Source organism: Alteromonas sp. P256, assembly GCF_036864455.1.
GTDB lineage: Bacteria > Pseudomonadota > Gammaproteobacteria > Enterobacterales > Alteromonadaceae > Alteromonas.
The window spans coordinates 85,714-103,268 of sequence record NZ_JAZETM010000009.1 but is presented as its reverse complement, the minus strand read 5'-3'; the positions used below and the strand labels follow the sequence as shown (position 1 = coordinate 103,268).

The 17,555-nt window shown below is 45.7% G+C and carries 16 protein-coding genes; 9 read left to right on the top strand and 7 right to left on the bottom strand.

Annotation, left to right across the window (positions count from 1 at the left end; all coding sequences use genetic code 11):
* Positions 1-21: 21 nt before the first annotated feature.
* The 4 genes from trmL to V7R39_RS13765 form a co-directional block, all read right to left on the bottom strand.
* A complete protein-coding gene (gene trmL / locus V7R39_RS13780; protein ID WP_334031387.1) occupies positions 22-486 on the bottom strand; it encodes a tRNA (uridine(34)/cytosine(34)/5-carboxymethylaminomethyluridine(34)-2'-O)-methyltransferase TrmL in 465 nt (154 codons plus the stop codon).
* Positions 487-553: 67 nt separating this feature from the next.
* Positions 554-1,519 (bottom strand): alpha/beta fold hydrolase, encoded by a 966-nt coding sequence (locus tag V7R39_RS13775; protein ID WP_334031385.1) that lies wholly within the window; start codon positions 1,517-1,519, stop codon positions 554-556.
* Between the two features lie 117 nt (positions 1,520-1,636).
* Positions 1,637-2,986 carry an ATP-binding protein gene (locus V7R39_RS13770; protein ID WP_334031383.1) on the bottom strand — a complete coding sequence of 450 codons (1,350 nt, stop codon included), beginning with the start codon at positions 2,984-2,986 and terminating at the stop codon, positions 1,637-1,639.
* Positions 2,987-2,991: 5 nt separating this feature from the next.
* Positions 2,992-3,699: a response regulator transcription factor gene (locus tag V7R39_RS13765; protein ID WP_334031381.1), complete on the bottom strand. Its 708-nt coding sequence runs from the start codon at positions 3,697-3,699 to the stop codon at positions 2,992-2,994.
* A gap of 269 nt (positions 3,700-3,968) precedes the next feature.
* Here V7R39_RS13765 and V7R39_RS13760 point away from each other — a divergent pair, with 269 nt between their 5' ends.
* Positions 3,969-4,814, top strand: a complete 846-nt coding sequence (locus V7R39_RS13760) for a Spy/CpxP family protein refolding chaperone (RefSeq protein ID WP_334031379.1) — start codon at positions 3,969-3,971, stop codon at positions 4,812-4,814.
* A 136-nt stretch (positions 4,815-4,950) separates the two neighbouring features.
* On the opposite strand, the gene V7R39_RS13755 is transcribed toward V7R39_RS13760, so the two are convergent.
* A complete protein-coding gene (locus V7R39_RS13755; RefSeq protein WP_334031377.1) occupies positions 4,951-5,361 on the bottom strand; it encodes a methylglyoxal synthase in 411 nt (136 codons plus the stop codon).
* Between the two features lie 551 nt (positions 5,362-5,912).
* Here V7R39_RS13755 and argC point away from each other — a divergent pair.
* From argC to V7R39_RS13715, 8 genes are all read left to right on the top strand, one after another.
* Complete coding sequence (argC, locus tag V7R39_RS13750) at positions 5,913-6,926, top strand: N-acetyl-gamma-glutamyl-phosphate reductase (RefSeq protein WP_334031375.1); 1,014 nt, start codon at positions 5,913-5,915, stop codon at positions 6,924-6,926.
* A complete protein-coding gene (gene argB, locus V7R39_RS13745) occupies positions 6,923-7,729 on the top strand; it encodes an acetylglutamate kinase (protein WP_334031373.1) in 807 nt (268 codons plus the stop codon). Before argC ends, argB begins: the two co-directional genes overlap by 4 nt.
* Complete coding sequence (locus tag V7R39_RS13740) at positions 7,726-8,637, top strand: ornithine carbamoyltransferase (RefSeq protein WP_334031372.1); 912 nt, start codon at positions 7,726-7,728, stop codon at positions 8,635-8,637. Before argB ends, V7R39_RS13740 begins: the two co-directional genes overlap by 4 nt.
* 14 nt (positions 8,638-8,651) lie before the next feature.
* Positions 8,652-9,857: an argininosuccinate synthase gene (locus V7R39_RS13735; RefSeq protein WP_032095468.1), complete on the top strand. Its 1,206-nt coding sequence runs from the start codon at positions 8,652-8,654 to the stop codon at positions 9,855-9,857.
* Between the two features lie 24 nt (positions 9,858-9,881).
* Complete coding sequence (gene argH / locus V7R39_RS13730) at positions 9,882-11,285, top strand: argininosuccinate lyase (RefSeq protein ID WP_334031371.1); 1,404 nt, start codon at positions 9,882-9,884, stop codon at positions 11,283-11,285.
* A gap of 18 nt (positions 11,286-11,303) precedes the next feature.
* On the top strand, positions 11,304-12,617 hold the full coding sequence (argA, locus tag V7R39_RS13725; RefSeq protein ID WP_163106996.1) for an amino-acid N-acetyltransferase: 1,314 nt from the start codon (positions 11,304-11,306) through the stop codon (positions 12,615-12,617).
* A gap of 137 nt (positions 12,618-12,754) precedes the next feature.
* Positions 12,755-13,621 carry an alpha/beta hydrolase family protein gene (locus V7R39_RS13720; protein WP_334031370.1) on the top strand — a complete coding sequence of 289 codons (867 nt, stop codon included), beginning with the start codon at positions 12,755-12,757 and terminating at the stop codon, positions 13,619-13,621.
* A 213-nt stretch (positions 13,622-13,834) separates the two neighbouring features.
* On the top strand, positions 13,835-14,281 hold the full coding sequence (locus tag V7R39_RS13715) for a hypothetical protein (RefSeq protein WP_334031369.1): 447 nt from the start codon (positions 13,835-13,837) through the stop codon (positions 14,279-14,281).
* Between the two features lie 137 nt (positions 14,282-14,418).
* Here V7R39_RS13715 and yghU read toward each other — a convergent pair whose 3' ends face one another.
* Together yghU and V7R39_RS13705 are read right to left on the bottom strand one after the other, a co-directional pair.
* Positions 14,419-15,276, bottom strand: coding sequence for a glutathione-dependent disulfide-bond oxidoreductase (yghU, locus tag V7R39_RS13710; RefSeq protein WP_334031368.1), 858 nt, complete (start codon positions 15,274-15,276; stop codon positions 14,419-14,421).
* A 538-nt stretch (positions 15,277-15,814) separates the two neighbouring features.
* A complete protein-coding gene (locus V7R39_RS13705) occupies positions 15,815-17,506 on the bottom strand; it encodes an NAD-dependent malic enzyme (protein WP_334031367.1) in 1,692 nt (563 codons plus the stop codon).
* Positions 17,507-17,555: the final 49 nt, after the last annotated feature.

Here is a 17,555-nt window from a genome sequence, read left to right as displayed (position 1 = left end):
CTTCGGTTATTGCAAAAAAGACTATCTTGCTCCTTCGTATCCCATCTGTCGCCAGCTTTCATAAACAAACACAGACACGGCATTAGAAAGGTTCATACTGCGACTGTCCGGCAGCATAGGAATCCTCACTCGCTGCCCTTCAGGAAGAGACTGAATAAATTCATCAGGTAGCCCTCTCGTCTCAGGGCCAAATATTAGCGCATCACCCTTTTTATAGCTGACATCGCTATGAAACGCTTTTCCTTTTGTGGTGCATGCAAAAATTCGCGTGGGTTTTGCATCTTCAATATAGGCGTCTAAATTGGCATATCGTTTCACATGGGCAAACTCATGATAATCGAGACCAGCTCGTCGTACTCGTTTATCGTCCCATTCAAAGCCAAGAGGCTCAATGAGATGTAGCGCGAAACCACTATTGGCACACAAACGAATAATGTTACCTGTATTAGGTGGAATTTCAGGTTGGTAAAGTACAATATCAAACATGCTGTGAGTTCTACTTACTGCTATAAAGTTAAGGGCTACGAAATGCGTTGCGACACTTCCAGTGCGTTTAGCTAGACAGGTAATCACATAGTCGATTAAGCACAGGCTCGCGTATGGAGTCCGACTCGGTAAATAACTCGTGATAGGCCCTTGGTATGACTTCTAACTCGGCATTTGGCATTTTCTTTGCCACTCGGCGCTGACGAGTATTATCAATAATACTGTCACCATCGGCACTAAAAATTATCATAGGTGTAATGATGGCCCTAGCACTATCTTCTATTCGGTGCATAGCTTCATGTGCAGCAGCTAGCCATTCTGTCGTCACGCCGCCCAGCTGTATTTCTTGCTCTTCATCATACAGCGACCTAAACAGGGAATAGCGAGATTTGCTATGAGTGAGTTTATTCAATGAATAGGGAAATGCGATGTAAGGCGTTTGGCCAAAAAAGTACCCCGACTGCTGCTTTCTCATTCTATTTACGGCCAGGCCGGTACGAATAAGTCCGTTAGCCACCCAGTCAGGCAAGGCTGGCTTAATACCAAACATAGGCGAAGCCAATACGGCTTTGCCAAATAAAGTAGGCACCCGTAGCAGAGTAAGAGCACCAATTGCTCCACCCATTGAGTGACACACAAGCTGTAACTCGCCACACTGTTTTGGCTTTACTATTTCTTTAACGAAGGTGAGCAGGTCGTCCACATAATCATCGAAGCTGCTTACATAGCCATGCTGAGGGTCGTGAGTTAGCCTGTCAGACAGCCCCTGCCCTCGATGATCAAGAATGAAGACGGCAAATCCATTTTGGTATAGGTCAAAAATAAGCTCTTTATACTTTAAGTAAGACTCAATTCTGCCAGAACTTAACACCACCGTGGAACGCGGGTTCTTTGGAATACAAAACGCGTACCGAACACTGAAACCTTCTTGGCCTTTGAAAGCCCCTTCAGTGACGTGCTCTTGCCAGAATGGGTTTATTGCCGTAGCAAACGTCGTCGCCAGGTCATTTTCAGACGTGAACGTCCATTCCATGTGCTTTGCCTTGTTATAAAGTTGTTATATTGAAATGATACCTAAAAACCTAGGTACTTTACCAACATACTCACAAAGTTTTATTTATTTAATAGCAGACTAGGGTAACTCCATGAACTACCGGGGAAAAGATAGAGTCACCTTTAATCCTGTGTCACTTTGAGGTTCAGCGCAGATAACTCCGTTATGTAACTCTACAGCGGCCTTGGCAATAGAGAGTCCAAGGCCGACTCCGCCAGACTCTCGCTCTCGAGCGAGTGTCGCCCGGTAGAACGGCGAAAATATTTGCTCGCACTCTTCGAGTGACAAACCATCACCATCATCTGAAATAGTAATATGCCACTGTGTCTCGTCATGCTCAAAAGTAACCGAGGTAAGCGCTTTGCTGTGACGAATAGCATTTCGTATCACGTTTTCCACCGCCCTACAGAGCATGTTGCTATCAACCTCTACGGTTATTTGTGGTACTTCAGCAATACACAGCTGCTTATTGTTGTTCTGTGCCTCAAAGTTAGCGTCAGTAAATACATCGTTGAGCACTTCCCCTAGGGGCTGCTTGGTAAGCGACGCATGACCAGCCTCAACACGACTTAGCGTAAGTAGCTGTGCCACCAAGGCCTCCATGCGTTCAGCTTCTCGCTCAACTCGGCTTAACGTGTCAGGGTCTACGTTTTGTTGATACGCCAGTCCTAATGCCATTTGTAGCCTAGCCAGTGGCGACCTCAATTCATGAGACACATCAGCTAAGAGGCGCTTTTGTGCACCCCACATGGTTTGCAACCGTGCGGCCATAGTATTGAAGTCTCGGGCTAGCTCACCTAATTCATCATGGCGATTCGATGCAGAGCCAACTCGCGTGTCCCACTGCCCGCTGGCAAGTTTTTTGGCAGAACTTTGTATATCCAGAATAGGTGAAGTCAATGAACGTGCAAACCACCAACTCAGTATAGTTGTAGTAAGGATGGCGATAAAAAACAGCAGTAAAAGCGATGGCTTGTTTTCTTTAGCACCATCAAACTTTGCTGAAAAGAGCGCATAACGCTCTCCGCTATGATTAAAAAAAACCGGGCCAGTAAACTTCACCGGTCCGCGCTTAATAGCAATAGCAGATTCTTGTCCTATTAAATTAACGATTGCGCGAGCATCTATGTCGCGGATCGGCGGGCCCGAAGGGCCAATGATTTTTTGATTACTGGTATTAACAGCAATTAAACGCCATCGTCTTTCTCGCTCAAGGCGTTTAAGCAGGTTAATGAGAGGCACTTGTTGTGCTTTGTCACGCTGAATTCGCCTGACAGAAACAGACAGTGAGCGCACATCTTGAGGTTTAATATCAACAACTTCTAACTCTTCGAAGAAAAACCGTGTCCCCACAACGGCAAGCGCTGCTGTCACAAGAAATGTAGCCCAAAACCACAAAAAAATGCGCCCCATAATTTTGCGTGTTGGATTTAATTTTTTGAACATCTGCATTACTCCGGCAGCAGCATATAACCCACACCGCGCAGGGTTTTTATCTTATCACCGGGCGCAACCGCAGAAATTTTCTTGCGTAAATTGCTCACGTGCATATCGATACTTCTATCAAAAGCTTGTAAGGGCTTGCCCAGTACTTTTAAACTAATTTGCTCTTTTGTAACCCGCTGTGCGGCATTGAGCATTAAAAGCCTGAGCACCATAAACTCTGTGGTAGTCAGTTCTAGGGCTATGTCGTTCACCTTGACCTGCTGACTACTAGGACTTAGGAAAATATCATTGATGAGAAGGTCTTGCTCGATACCTCCACCACCAGCAGATAGAGTGTAGCGTCTCACTATGGCTTTAATTCGCGCTACTAGCTCTCTATGGTTAAAGGGCTTAGGCAAATAATCATCGGCTCCCAATTCAAGACCTAATATCCTGTCGTAGTCATCACCGCGGGCCGTCAACATAAGCACTGGTGTAGTATGGCTAGCGCGAAGTTTTTGGAGCACGTCGAAACCGTCCATTTTTGGCATCATTACATCGAGAAGAATAAGGTCGTAATGATGGCCGGATATTGCTTCAGATAATCCGGCCTCACCGTCGTTTTTCACGTTTACGCTATATCCCATACCAGAGAGATAAGTCGACAACATATCTGTTAGTTCAATATCATCATCGATGACTAAAACAGACTGTAGATGGAACTCCTTGCTCATGAAAACACACTCACCTTTCTATGATTTATTCCCGTACACGCTGTGCCCATTGATTGAAACTGCACACACCTAAACAATGCTATTACTGGACTGCATAGCTTTTATAAAGCTTTTATAAAGCTTCTATATAACTTCTATATAGCCACTATATCGCTTCCACTCTTTCTAGTCTTGATATCGTATCGCCTTTACACAAGCTTTACAGTTTGCTGACTGTATAGCTAGACAATTGGTACTAATCTATCAGTGTCAAATAAAAGGAGACGAAAATGAAACGATTACTAATTACTAGCGCAATTGTAGCGACTGTAGGTATCAGTGGTTTTGCTTATGCCAAGCATCACGACACAGAAATGCGTCACCATCAATCAGCGAAATTTTTAGTCAAACAGATGGTTAAACAGCTTCGCGGCCTTTCTCTTAGTGAAGCACAAAAAAGTGAAATTAAAGCGTTAGTCACTCAATTTAAAGAGGCCAACTCTGATGAAACCAAGGGCCATTCACAAGAAGAGCGCAGGAATGCTAACTCAACGCCAAGATTGGATTTAACAACAGCAACAGACGCTGAAATTACTGAGATAGTGGCACAGCGTGTTGCAAAGCAATCGTCAAAGCAGCTTGAATTTGCAACATTACGCCATGATGTTTTTGCCGTGTTAACCACAGAGCAGCAAGCAGAACTCGATGAGCGTCATTCTAAGTTTGAAGAGAAGCGTGAACGCAGAGAGCAGACTATGCAGTCGCATAAAGATAGTAGAGGCGACAAACAGCAGCGCGGCCAAAGAGAGATGAAACAGTTTGCTGGCCTGTCTTTGTCTGAGGAACAAAAGGCCGAGATTGCACAGTTGATTGATTTACGTAAAGAAAGTGCAGAATTTCATCGCGAAACATTGAAAACATTCAAACAAGCACAGCGCGACTTAGTAAGAAGTGATGCATTCTCTGAAGATGCTTTTATCGCCCTTAGCGCGAAATATGAAGACGACCTTATCGCTGCTGGCGTTGAAAAGGTTAAATTCAGAAGTACATTAATGGCCGTGCTTACCGACGAGCAACAAGAAGAGCTTAAAAGCAGGAAGCGAGAAATGCGAGAATTGATGGACCTACTTAAATAAAGCTCTTATCGAAATAGCGCTTAACCTTTCGTTCATTCACAGCCGAGACGTTGCTCTCGGCTTTTTGCTTTAGCATATGTTGTTCAGGGCTTACTAAGCAATAGGGCAATGATTCTAGGTCACTTCGACTCAATGTTTAAAAGTGAGGCTTTACTGGCTTATATTCTGGCGACAAAAATAGCGGTGACGTCACAACTAAATCGGCGGTTGCCGGCGTGCACGCCACAGGTACGTTCCATACGGAACACAAACGCAACAATGCTTTTACATCAGGGTCGTGAGGAGCGGCATTTAACGGGTCCCAGAAAAAGAATAAGGCATCTAACTTATTTTCAGCAATCAGTGCCCCAATTTGCTGATCACCACCTAACGGGCCGCTTTTAAAGCGCTTTACCGTAAGTCCGATTTCATCAGCAACTAGCCCGCCTGTTGTTCCAGTGGCTACGAGGTTGCACTGTTCTAGTATTTTATTATGCTGATTAGCCCATGCTAATAACTCAGGTTTTTTGTGGTCGTGGGCGACTAGGGCCAAAGTAAGCTTGCTCATTGCTGAATGTGCCTTTTTATGTGTAAACCGATAAATACGATTATGACAACAGGGAAAGTGTACAGCGTCTTACGCTGTTTACATAGCCATCCTCGCCAAAACGGTATGTATAAATATTCAATATCAGCGAAGTCCGTGTCAAATTTATGTAACAGATACTAATGTACTATATTAGTTAACGAATATATCACAGCAAAAAGCGATAACGACAACTCAATTTAAAATATTTATACATTAATATTGCATATAAATTCAAAATTGGTAGACTTATCCACGGTCAAAACAGTCATCCACTGAGAGGATGGCACGATACAGGAACGCATAATGACAACATCGATTTACGCTGCTGAATTTAATAGCAACGTAACCATGTTTACCACTCCCCTGGCTAGCTACACTTTGCATAGTGTGCGACGACGCTCGCGTTCATCTATGCTGTTGCAGTAGCACACTTTTTACCTTTGTAATGTGGTAGCGGTTAGGCAATAGAGTCCAATCAGTTTACAAAGGTAAAAAGTGATTTTTTTCTCTTTATTCAAAATAGACTTATTATGTATAACGTATCCATTATTGGTGCCAGTGGTTACACAGGGGCACAGCTTGTAGAGTTAGTACATCAGCATCCTGAATTGACGCTGTCTGGAACCTATGTGTCATCGAACAGCGCCGATGCCAATAAACCCATTGGCGAGCTACACGGAAAGTTAGCCCACGTTGATGCAACACTCATCCCTATTAGCGACAGCATTTTAGAGTCTTTAGCGCATGATGTTGACTTTATATTCTTAGCAACGCCTCATGAAGCAAGCCACGACTGGATGCCATTGCTTACCTCAGGCCCAGCAAAAGTACTCGACCTCTCTGGCGCATTTAGGCTAAAAGACACTGAGATATTCGAGGCCTTTTATGGTTTTCCTCACAAGCAGCAAGACAGTTTAGACAATGCGGTTTATGGACTGGCTGAATGGTATTCCTCGTCTATTGAGCAAGCCAAAATTATTGCTGTACCGGGCTGCTACCCCACCGCCAGCCTAAGTGCACTTAAGCCGCTGGGTGAAAACAATTTGTTAGATAGCGCTGTTCGTCCCGTCATTAATGCAGTGTCCGGAGTCTCTGGTGCTGGTAGAAAAGCAAGCCTTACCACCAGCTTTTTCGAAGTTAGCCTGCATGCCTATGGTGTTTTAGGCCACCGCCATACGCCGGAAATTGAGGCATACCTCGGCACCCCCGTTATCTTCACGCCTCATCTAGGTAATTTTAAACGCGGGATCTTAGCTACGGTAACGGTGAAATTAAAATCAGGTGTCACTCAAGAGCAACTTGATGAAGCCTATAAAGCTGCCTATGCTGATAAGCCTATTGTTCGTTTGCGCAGCAGCTTCCCTAAAATAGATGATGTAGCGCACACGCCATTTGTTGACCTTTACTGGAAGCTTGATGAGTCATCAGGTTATGCCGTTGTCACATCAGCCATTGATAACGTTATGAAGGGCGCAGCATCGCAGGCCATTCAATGCGTAAACATTATGACTAAACAGCCAATAGAAACAGGGTTAGTACTATGAGCCGTTCCCCCATTGTCATAAAGGTTGGTGGCGCGTTACTCGATGACGCCGCTGCGATGACCCGGTTATTTTTAAGCGTTAAAGAAGTACAAAAAAGCCGTCCTGTTGCGGTTGTGCATGGCGGTGGACCATTGGTGGAAACCTTAATGGCTAGCTTAGGACTTAAGAGTACCAAGATAGATGGGCTAAGGGTAACCCCAGATGAACATATGCCTTACATTTGTGGCGCGTTGGCTGGCTCGGCAAACAAACAGCTTTGTGCTGCGGCAATAGCGTCGGGATTAACGCCCGTGGGCTTATCACTACTTGATGGAAACATGGTAGTTTGTGAACCACTGGCAGATAAATACGGTGCCGTTGGTACGCCTGCCACTGCCGACGCGAGCTTTTTAAAAAGCGTATTAGCCCAGTCTGTGCTGCCGGTTATCAGCTCTATTGGCTCAAGCGCACAAGGCAGATTACTCAACATCAACGCCGACCAGGCAGCAACGGTAATTGCTGAATTACTCGATGCCGAACTATTGCTGCTTTCCAACGTTGATGGCGTGCTCGATGGTAACAAAGCGCTTATTGGCGAGTTAGACGCAACGCGTATAGAAGAATACTCTGCTGCGGGCGTTATTATTGATGGCATGAAGGTAAAGGTCGACGCAGCCCTTCAGTCAGCAAACACCCTATCGCGTGCGGTCTACATTGCCAGCTGGACCGCAAACATCACTGACATACTTAATAAAAACACGGGTACACAAATTATACCCTGCGAGACCTCGTCACTAAATGGCGTCTTGGGAGACAACGAATGAAACAGGATTTATTAACTTTTGCCAACTGGACCCCAGAGGCGATGGAATCATTACTTAAACTTGCGGTTGAAATAAAGCAAGCACCGGCAAGTTATAGCAATGTGCTAAAAGGAAAGTCGATTGTTGCGCTATTTGAAAAACCGTCTCTGCGCACCCGAGTGAGCTTTGATATTGGTATTAACAAACTTGGCGGTCACATGGTGTATCTTGATGTGCAATCGGGCAAGCTGGCAGGTCGTGAAGACTCGGTAGATACCGCTGCCAATCTTTCATGCTGGGCGGATGCCATTGTTGCTCGCGTATTTTCTCACTCGACATTAGAGACCTATGCTGAAGCGGCAAATGTACCTGTGATTAACGCATTGTGCGATAAATACCACCCCTGCCAAGGCCTGGCCGACTACCTCACCATGTTCGAGCGTTTTGGTAAAACGACGGGTTTGACCATGACCTATATCGGCGATGGCAACAACGTAACCCATTCGCTATTGATTGTTGGCGCACTGTTAGGTTGCAACCAAATTGTGATTACCCCGAAAGGTCACGAAGCAGATGCCAGCATTGTCGCTCATGCAAAAACGTTAGCTGAGAAGACCGGCGCAACCATTGTTGAAAGCAACGAATTAGAAGCCGCAAATGGTACCGATGTCATCTACACCGACACCTGGCTTTCCATGGGTGATGACACTCCCCTTGAAACCATTAAGGCAACGTTTATGCCGTATCAAGTGAACGAAGCGCTTATGGAGGCATCAGGTGCAAGCTGCGTAATGCACTGCCAGCCGGCCCATCGTGACCTAGAAATTACTGGCTCACTGATTGATAGTGACAAGTCGCTATTAATGCAGCAAGCCGAAAACAGAATGCATGGCCAAAACGCCATCCTTACTCAATTACTCAGTGCCTAAGAGGAACTACTTAGATGCAAAACGTTAAAAAAATCGTGTTGGCCTACTCAGGCGGGCTTGATACCTCAGCTATCATCCCATGGCTTAAAGAAAACTATGACTGTGAAGTAGTGGCGTTTGCCGCTGATGTAGGTCAAGGCGATGAGGAGCTTGAAGGCCTTCATGAAAAAGCGATCGCTTCAGGTGCTAGCGAGTGCCACATCATCGATTTGAAAGAAGAGTTTGTTAACGACTACATCTTTCCAACAATCACCACAGGCGCTGTATATGAAGGCGAGTATCTATTAGGTACTTCAATGGCCCGCCCTGTTATCGCTAAAGCGCAGGTAGAAGTGGCAAGAAAAGTAGGTGCTGATGCACTGTGTCACGGCTGTACCGGTAAAGGTAATGACCAAGTGCGCTTTGAAAGTACCTTTGCTGCACTAGCACCAGATTTAACGGTTATCGCACCATGGCGTGAGTGGGATATGGTAAGCCGTGAAGACTTATTGGCCTATTTGGCCGAGCGCAACATTGCCACTACGGCCTCAGCAACAAAGATATACAGCCGTGACGCCAACGCATGGCATATTTCTCACGAGGGCGGTGAGCTTGAAGATCCATGGCAAGAGCCGACGAAAGAAGTCTGGACTATGACGGTAGACCCAGAAGATGCGCCAAACACACCAGAGCGCATAAATTTGTCATTTAACGAAGGTAGACTGACCCACATTGACGGCGAAGCACTATCGCCATATCAAGCGTTAGTAAAGCTAAACACGGTAGCGGCGGCACACGGCGTGGGTCGTATCGATATTGTTGAAAACCGTTTAGTGGGCATGAAGTCTCGTGGCTGTTATGAAACTCCTGGCGGCACAGTACTGCTAAAAGCATATAAAGCACTTGAGACCATGGTACTTGACAAAGCAGCGCTTAAATACCGTGAGCAGATTGGCTTAGAGTTTTCCCACGTTATGTATGACGGACGATGGTTTACTGCGCTAAACGATTCACTGCTTGCTGGCGCGGCATCGTTCGCGAAAAAAGTGACGGGTGATATCGTGGTTAAACTGTATAAAGGTCAGGCAACAGTAACCCAGCGTCGCTCGCCTAACAGCTTGTATTCCGAAGACTTTGCCACGTTTGGCGCCGATGATGTTTACGACCAAAAACACGCTGAAGGATTTATCCGTTTATTCAGCCTGTCTAGTCGTATTGAAGCATTAAAAAACCAAGGCTAATCACAAAGGTTAAAGGAGTATCACATGGCGTTGTGGGGTGGCCGGTTTGAATCCGGTGCAAGTAGTATGTTTAAGCAGGTGAACGACTCTTTACCGTTTGACCGTGTTATGGCGAGCCAAGATATCCAAGGCTCAATAAGTTGGTCACGGGCGCTGCAAAAAGCGGGTGTGCTGACTAGTGATGAACAGCAGCAGCTAGAAGCAGCACTTAGCGAGCTGAAAGTGCAAGCTGATGCCGGCGAGTTAGATTTTGATGCCTCTAGCGAAGAAGATATTCACAGCTTTGTAGAAGCTGCGCTTATCGAAAAGCTGGGTGATATTGGCAGAAAGCTGCACACGGGTAGAAGCCGTAACGATCAAGTAGCAACCGATTTTAGGCTATGGGTTCGCGAACATATTGCTTCACTTCGCAGCGACGTTCTTGGCGTCATTAAATCGCTGCTAAACGCTGCAAGTCGCCACCAAGAAGCTATTATTCCTGGTTATACCCACTTACAGCGCGCTCAACCTATTCACTTTGCACATTGGTGCTTGGCATACGTTGAAATGCTAAAGCGCGATCTAAGTCGACTTGATGACCTAAAAGCAAGAATGAACCAGTGTCCGCTGGGCTCTGGTGCATTAGCTGGCACAACATTCCCTATTGACCGCCATGCCATTGCCGATGAGTTAGGGTTTGATTCTCCTTGTCTAAACAGCCTAGATGCGGTTTCAGATCGCGACTTCGTGCTTGAGCTTTTGTTTACTGCAAGCACCAGCATGATGCACTTATCTCGCCTAGCTGAAGATATGATTTTTTACAACTCTGGCGAAGCTGGCTTTCTGCAGTTAGGTGATAGCGTGACATCGGGCTCTTCACTTATGCCTCAGAAGAAAAATCCGGATGCACTAGAGTTAATGCGCGGAAAATGCGGCCGAGTCTTCGGTTCACTACAAGCACTGCTAGTCACAATGAAAGGGCTGCCTCTTGCGTACAATAAAGATATGCAGGAAGACAAAGAAGGTGCTATTGACGCTGTCAATCAATGGCATATTTGTTTGTGCATCGCCAGTGAAGTACTCGACTCGTTGCAGCTAAACGAAGAACGCTGCCGCGTTGCTGCAGCGCAAGGGTATTCCAATGCCACTGAACTTGCTGACTACTTGGTAGGCAAAGGCATTCCGTTTAGAACCGGTCATGATATTGCAGGTCGCGTGGTGCTGCAGGCTATTGATAATGGTTGTGCCATTGAAGATTTGCCCCTTAGCCAGCTGCAGGCTATTTGCGACAAGATTGAAGACGATGTGTATCCGGTGCTGCAGCTTGAGTTTGGCGTTAATCAGCGAAATATACTTGGCGGAACCAGTAAAGAAACAGTGACTAAAGCGCTGTATCAAGAACTGGAAAGCTTGGATCAGGAGCTGGAAAGCTTGGATAAACAAGGGTAGCGGTAGGGACATACTCGCATGGTATTAGCGCATCACGATGGCATTAAATTATTTCGCAGCTCGCTGCCTTATATTAATGCCCACCAGGGAAAAACCTTTGTACTGATGTTCGGTGGCGAAGCCATTGAACATCCCAATTTCCCTAATATTATTCACGACATCGCATTGCTGAATACGCTTGGCGTGCGCGTAGTTATTGTGCACGGTGCGAGGCCGCAAATAGACTCAAGAGTGGCCCTTCGCAATATTGAAGGGCGCTTTGAAGACGGCGTAAGAATTACCGACAAGCAAACTCTTGAGTGCGTAAAAGACGCCGCTGGCTCGGTGCGTTCTCAAGTAGAAGCCTTGTTAACCATGGGCCTACCAAACTCTCCTATGCACGGCGCGCAAATTCGCGTGTGTTCTGGAAATTTAGTGGTGGCAAAACCCATGGGAGTGCGCAACGGTATTGATTTTGAAAATACCGGTTTAGTGAGACGCATTGATATAACGGGCATTAACGATCATTTAAATGACGGTTCAATCGTTTTGCTTTCGCCCATGGGGTATTCAGCAACAGGAGAGGTGTTCAACCTGTCTCATGAAGATGTGGCCACCCAAGCAGCTATTACACTTAAAGCCGATAAACTCATTGTATTTTCAAATTACGATGGCGTGTATAACAGCGATGGTAAATTGCTTCGCACCATTGAGCGCCCTCAGTTAGAGAAAATGATAATGGGCGGCAGCATTACCACGGAACACACTGTACTGCGAGCTCTCACCACCAGCGTATCAGCTGGCGTGCCGCGAGCACACTGCATTAGTTATGAAAACGACGGTGCACTGCTTCAAGAGCTGTTCACTCGCGATGGCACAGGCTCGTTAGTGATGGAACATCATTACGAGCAGTTAAGAGCTGCAACCATTGACGATGTAGGCGGCATACTGAATCTTATTAAGCCCTTAGAAGACAGTGGAGTATTGGTCAAACGCTCTCGCGAACGCCTTGAGAGTGAAATTAATCAATTTATTATCATTGTACGCGATGGAATGATAATCGCCTGCGCAGCACTTTATCTGTATCCCGAAGATGACTGCGGCGAGCTTGCGTGTGTGGCAACACATCAAGATTACCGCGGCAAAAACCGCGGTGAACGTATACTAGAAGAAGTATGCAGGCGTGCTAAAGAAGCGTGTATCAATCGTATATTTGTACTGACCACAGTGACGGCTCACTGGTTTTTGGAGCAGGGATTCCAGCCTGCAGATATCAGCGCTTTGCCGGAAGTGAAAAAAGAGCTGTACAACTTCCAGCGTAATTCGAAGGTGTTTACACTAAACGTAGAGTAGCCTTTCTCCTATGCCAAAAAGGCTCTAAAGACCGCTTTGGCATAGGCATTTATCATCAAAAAAAATACCCTCTTTGTTGCAAATTAACGGCAAACTCGCTTTACTGGTAAGACCAGAAACTGCGAGCGGGCCTATTTGTGACAGACATAAAAACCGACGATATCTTTGTAACCTGCGAAGACAAAACCCAGCTAAAAGCCACTTTGTTTACACCTAGTACCCCAGCGAAAGCGGCTATCATGGTGGGCCCTGCTACGGGCATAAAACGTCAATTTTATCGCGCCTTCGCCACGTATTTGTGCGAACAGGGCTACGGTGTTATCACATTTGATAATCGTGGTATTGGAGGATCGTGTAACGTTCCGTTAAAGCACAGCAATGCGTCGCTGGTAAGCTGGGGCGATCAAGACATGCCTGCCGTATTATCAACGCTCAAATCTCACTTTTCACACTGTCATTATTTTTTAGTGGGCCATAGCGCAGGTGGGCAATTGCTAGGTCTCATGCACAATGTTCACGACCTGAGTGCGTTTTGTAACTTTGGTAGCTCATCAGGTAGCTTACGTAATATGCGTAAGGGATATTTAATCAAAGCGCATTTTTTTATGAATGGCTTTATTCCTTTAAGTAACTTTGTGTTTGGCTACACGAACTCACAATGGGTTGGTATGGGTGAGCCATTGCCAAAAAAGGTTGCTCGCCAGTGGCAACAATGGTGTAACGGCAGTGGATACATAAAAACCGCTTTTGGGAAGGAAGTAAGAAACCATTATTTTGACGATATCTGTATCCCTTCAAAATGGTTACTTGCCACTGATGATGACATAGCCAACATTAAAAATGTGCATGACATGATAAGTGTGTTCCCCAATATGAAGGCTGAAGTAGAGCAGCTCGACCCTGCCGAGCACAACGTGAAAGACATTGGTCACATGAAATTCTTCTCACGCAAGTGCCAACATCTTTGGCCCAAAGTAACTGAGTACTTTAATAGTGTTGCCTAGCGCAGAGCAAACACCCAACCCTGAAACATTAAATTCCGGTTAATTGGATGCGATACACAAACGTTTACCACTTTATCTACGTATATTCATTAACTGTACTATCACTCATTTTTCTTTATCGTTATGGCGCTTTATACATCACGACTACTCACTGTTGCTATTGTCTTTGTGCTTCTCACCATAGGCGCGGGTGCCTTTTTTTCAAATAAAAGTATGAGTAAACACGCCTTGAAACGAGAAGAACTTAATTTTATGGGCAGCAAAGGTTGGTCATGGTTTGACGAAAAGCGGCGTGTTCAAATAAAAAGAGTTGAAGGGGATTTACCTGCCTTGCGTAAGGTATACGTAGATGAAAATTATGCGGCCCTTTTAACCATTAGCGATAATGGCCGTTATCGAGGTTTCGTATTCTTTGACGAGCCCTGCGAAGAAGGTTCTGCTATTACAGAAACTAAATACTACGGTGTCGACGGTGAGCAAAATATTGATGTGCTGCACTGCATTCAAGGAAAATTGGTGTTTATGAAGTCGTGGGCGACACCTCCAGAAACACGATGGGAAGGAAGCGTTGGCGATTTTCGTTTTTCAGTATCACTTGAAGATTGGGATCTGAAACCGTTGCAAAAAGCCTACTATAAAAGCCGAGCCGTGCTTATTTAGCAGTGCTTGTCTAACTGCGCTTATTTAGCTGCATTAGTTCAATGTCACTAGCATCACGCAAAACAGCTGTGTTGCCACCACCGACTACGTCAATGATGGCGCTTTACACAGTCGCTTTACTCTTATTTTAAACGTCTTTAGCCATTCGCTAGGGCATTATCAATATCAGCAGCGCTGTGTCGGTTCTCCAACTGCCCGTTTTCGCCCCACGTTTTATTGACGATGCGGCCGCGCTGCACACCTTTGCGCTTTTCAACACGCTGAGCCCATTCAAGCAAATGGGTATACTCTTCTACCTGTAAAAACGTAGCGGCGTCATACAAATTACCTAGCACGAGGTTGCCATACCATGGCCATATCGCGATATCCGCTATGCTGTACTCGTCTCCCGCCATGAATGTATTGTTCGCCAAATGTTTATCTAAAACGTCTAATTGACGTTTCGTTTCCATAGTAAAGCGGTTAATGGGGTACTCCATTGGGTATGGCGCGTAGCTGTAAAAATGGCCAAAACCACCACCGAGATAAGGCGCACTGCCCACCTGCCAGAACAACCAGTTCATGCATTCTGCTTTAGCATGAGCATCTTTGGGAATAAATTTATCGAACTTTTCAGCTAAGTACATCAGGATGGAGCCAGACTCAAACAGCTTTGTCTCCGGCGTGGTTGTGGTATCCACCATCGCAGGTATTTTACTGTTTGGGTTTACATCCACAAAGCCTGAAGAAAATTGATCGCCCTCTCCAATATTCACCAGCCAAGCGTCATACTCAGCCTCATCCACGCCTGCGGCCAACAACTCTTCCAGCATAATGGTTACTTTTTGCCCGTTTGGTGTGGCTAAAGAATGAAGCTGAAATCCATGTTCGCCTTGTTCACGGGCCTTTTCATGGGTGGCACCAGACACAGGGCGATTAATGCTAGCCCACTTATTGCCGTCGTCTTTGTCTTGCGTCCATATTTTAGGAGGGGTGTAGTTATCAGATGCTGACATTGCTTTTCCTTTTGTCTCTGCTAATAAACTAGTTCTATTAACTAAGAACAACTTTTAAAGAGATAGAGCTCACCTGTGTCGACCAATAAACAAGGTTATAGGCTCACCAACATAAAAAAGCCGAGCGGTGAAATTCACCAGCTCGGCCCACATTAAAAGGCGCACACTCCATTGCACGCAAAGCGGTAGTGTACGAATAGCGTTAGCGAGTTGAGCTAGCAAATTACATGAGCGGATTACACTAGCGCTCATCTACCCGTACATATCAATTAACTGCATTAGCACCGCGCTTGTTCATCACACGTGCTTGCACTTATGTGCATGTAATATCTAGATATCAATAATTAAGCCAACTCCAAAAAAACGAATATTTTCATAGCGTTGAAAAATTTAAAGTGAAAAAGTCAGGAAGAAATAGAGGAAAATGTTGCACATTGGTGACAATGTTTTACCGAGGGAGGTAGAAAGGCGATTGCTAGAATATGTTCCACCTTGAAGTACATACAAAAAAGCAGGCGTTGCGCCTGCTTTTGAATAGTTAAATACTCACCCGTTTGTAGGGTCGATATTCTGCTTTCCAGAAATTCCTTTCAATGCTTGCACGAAGTGCTTCCTCAGACATTTCTAAGGCCAAGCCTTGCTGCATTGCTACCTTGCCAACTTCAAAAGCAATATCTCGACTAAGCTCTGCAATTTGTACCAAGGATGGCAACAGCGAACCTTCACCAGTGTTGACTAATGGCGACGCTTTAGCGAGTGCGTTGCTGGCAGCCATTAACATTTCATCGCTTATTAGCTTCGCCTTTGCAGCAACAACACCTAAACCGATACCGGGAAAGATATAAGAGTTATTGCACTGGGCAATAGGGAACACCTTGCCATTGTACTCAACCGGCTTAAATGGGCTTCCGGTGGCAATGATCACCTCTCCATCTGTCCATTCAATGACCTGCTCTGGCCGCGCTTCCACTTGGCGTGAAGGATTACTCAGCGGAAAGATAATAGGCAATTCGCAGTTTTGCTTCATGGCGCGAATGACTTGTTCAGTGAATAGGCCTGGCTGGCCAGACACCCCAATGAGTATATCGGGCTGTGCACAATGCATAACATCAAGAAGCGACGCATAATCGCCACTGAAGGTCCAATCGGCAAGGTCTTCTTGTTTTTGCTGAAGCTTTTCTTGGAAATCACGGAGACCTTCCATGCCCTCTGTTAACAGACCAAAGCGATCGATCATAAATACGTGCTTTCGCGCTTCCTCGTCACTTAACCCTTCAAATACCATTTGCTGAATGAGCATTTCAGCAATACCGCAACCGGCCGAACCAGAGCCCACAAAAACAACCTTCATCTCACTGAGCTTTTGTTGCTTTGTTCTACAGGCGGCTAATATTGTGCCTAGAGTAACTGCCGCGGTGCCCTGAATATCATCATTGAAACAACAGATCTCATTGCGATAGCGATTCAGTAACGGCATGGCGTTTGGCTGAGCAAAGTCTTCAAATTGAATAAGTACGTCAGGCCAGCGTCGTTTAACTGCTTGTACAAACAAGTCGACAAACTCGTCATACTCTTTTTGCTCAATACGAGGGTGTCGAGCTCCCATGTACATAGGATCGTTAAGCAGCTTTTCATTATTAGTGCCCACATCAAGCATCACCGGCAATGTATAGGCTGGGCTAATACCGCCACAGGCGGTATACAGCGACAGTTTCCCTATAGGAATACCCATGCCACCAATACCTTGGTCACCTAACCCTAAAATGCGCTCGCCGTCTGTCACAACGATGACTTTCACTTTGCGTTTTGTGGCGTTGCGAACAATGTCATCTATCTGATGACGCTCTTCATAAGACACAAATAAACCACGAGAGCTGCGGTAAATATCAGAAAACTGCTCACAGGCATCCCCCACAGTAGGGGTGTAGATGAGCGGCATCATTTCATCAATGTATTTCTGAATGAGGCGATAGAATAAAGTTTCGTTATTATCTTGAATTGCACGCAAGTAAATGTGCTTATTCAATGCTTCGTCAAAGCTGCTGTACTGCATGTAAGCGCGTTCAACCTGCTCTTCTATGCTTTCATACCGCGGCGGCACTAACCCCGTTAGATTGAATGCAGCTCTTTCTCGGGCAGTAAAGGCACTGCCCTTGTTAAGTAGCGGAGTTTCCAGCAATGAAGGGCCGGAATGTGGGATATAGAGATAGCGCTGTGAATCTTCTGACATGTTTTTTCCGGTTATGGGTTCAGGCAAATGGAGCGCCAAAGCCTAAAAG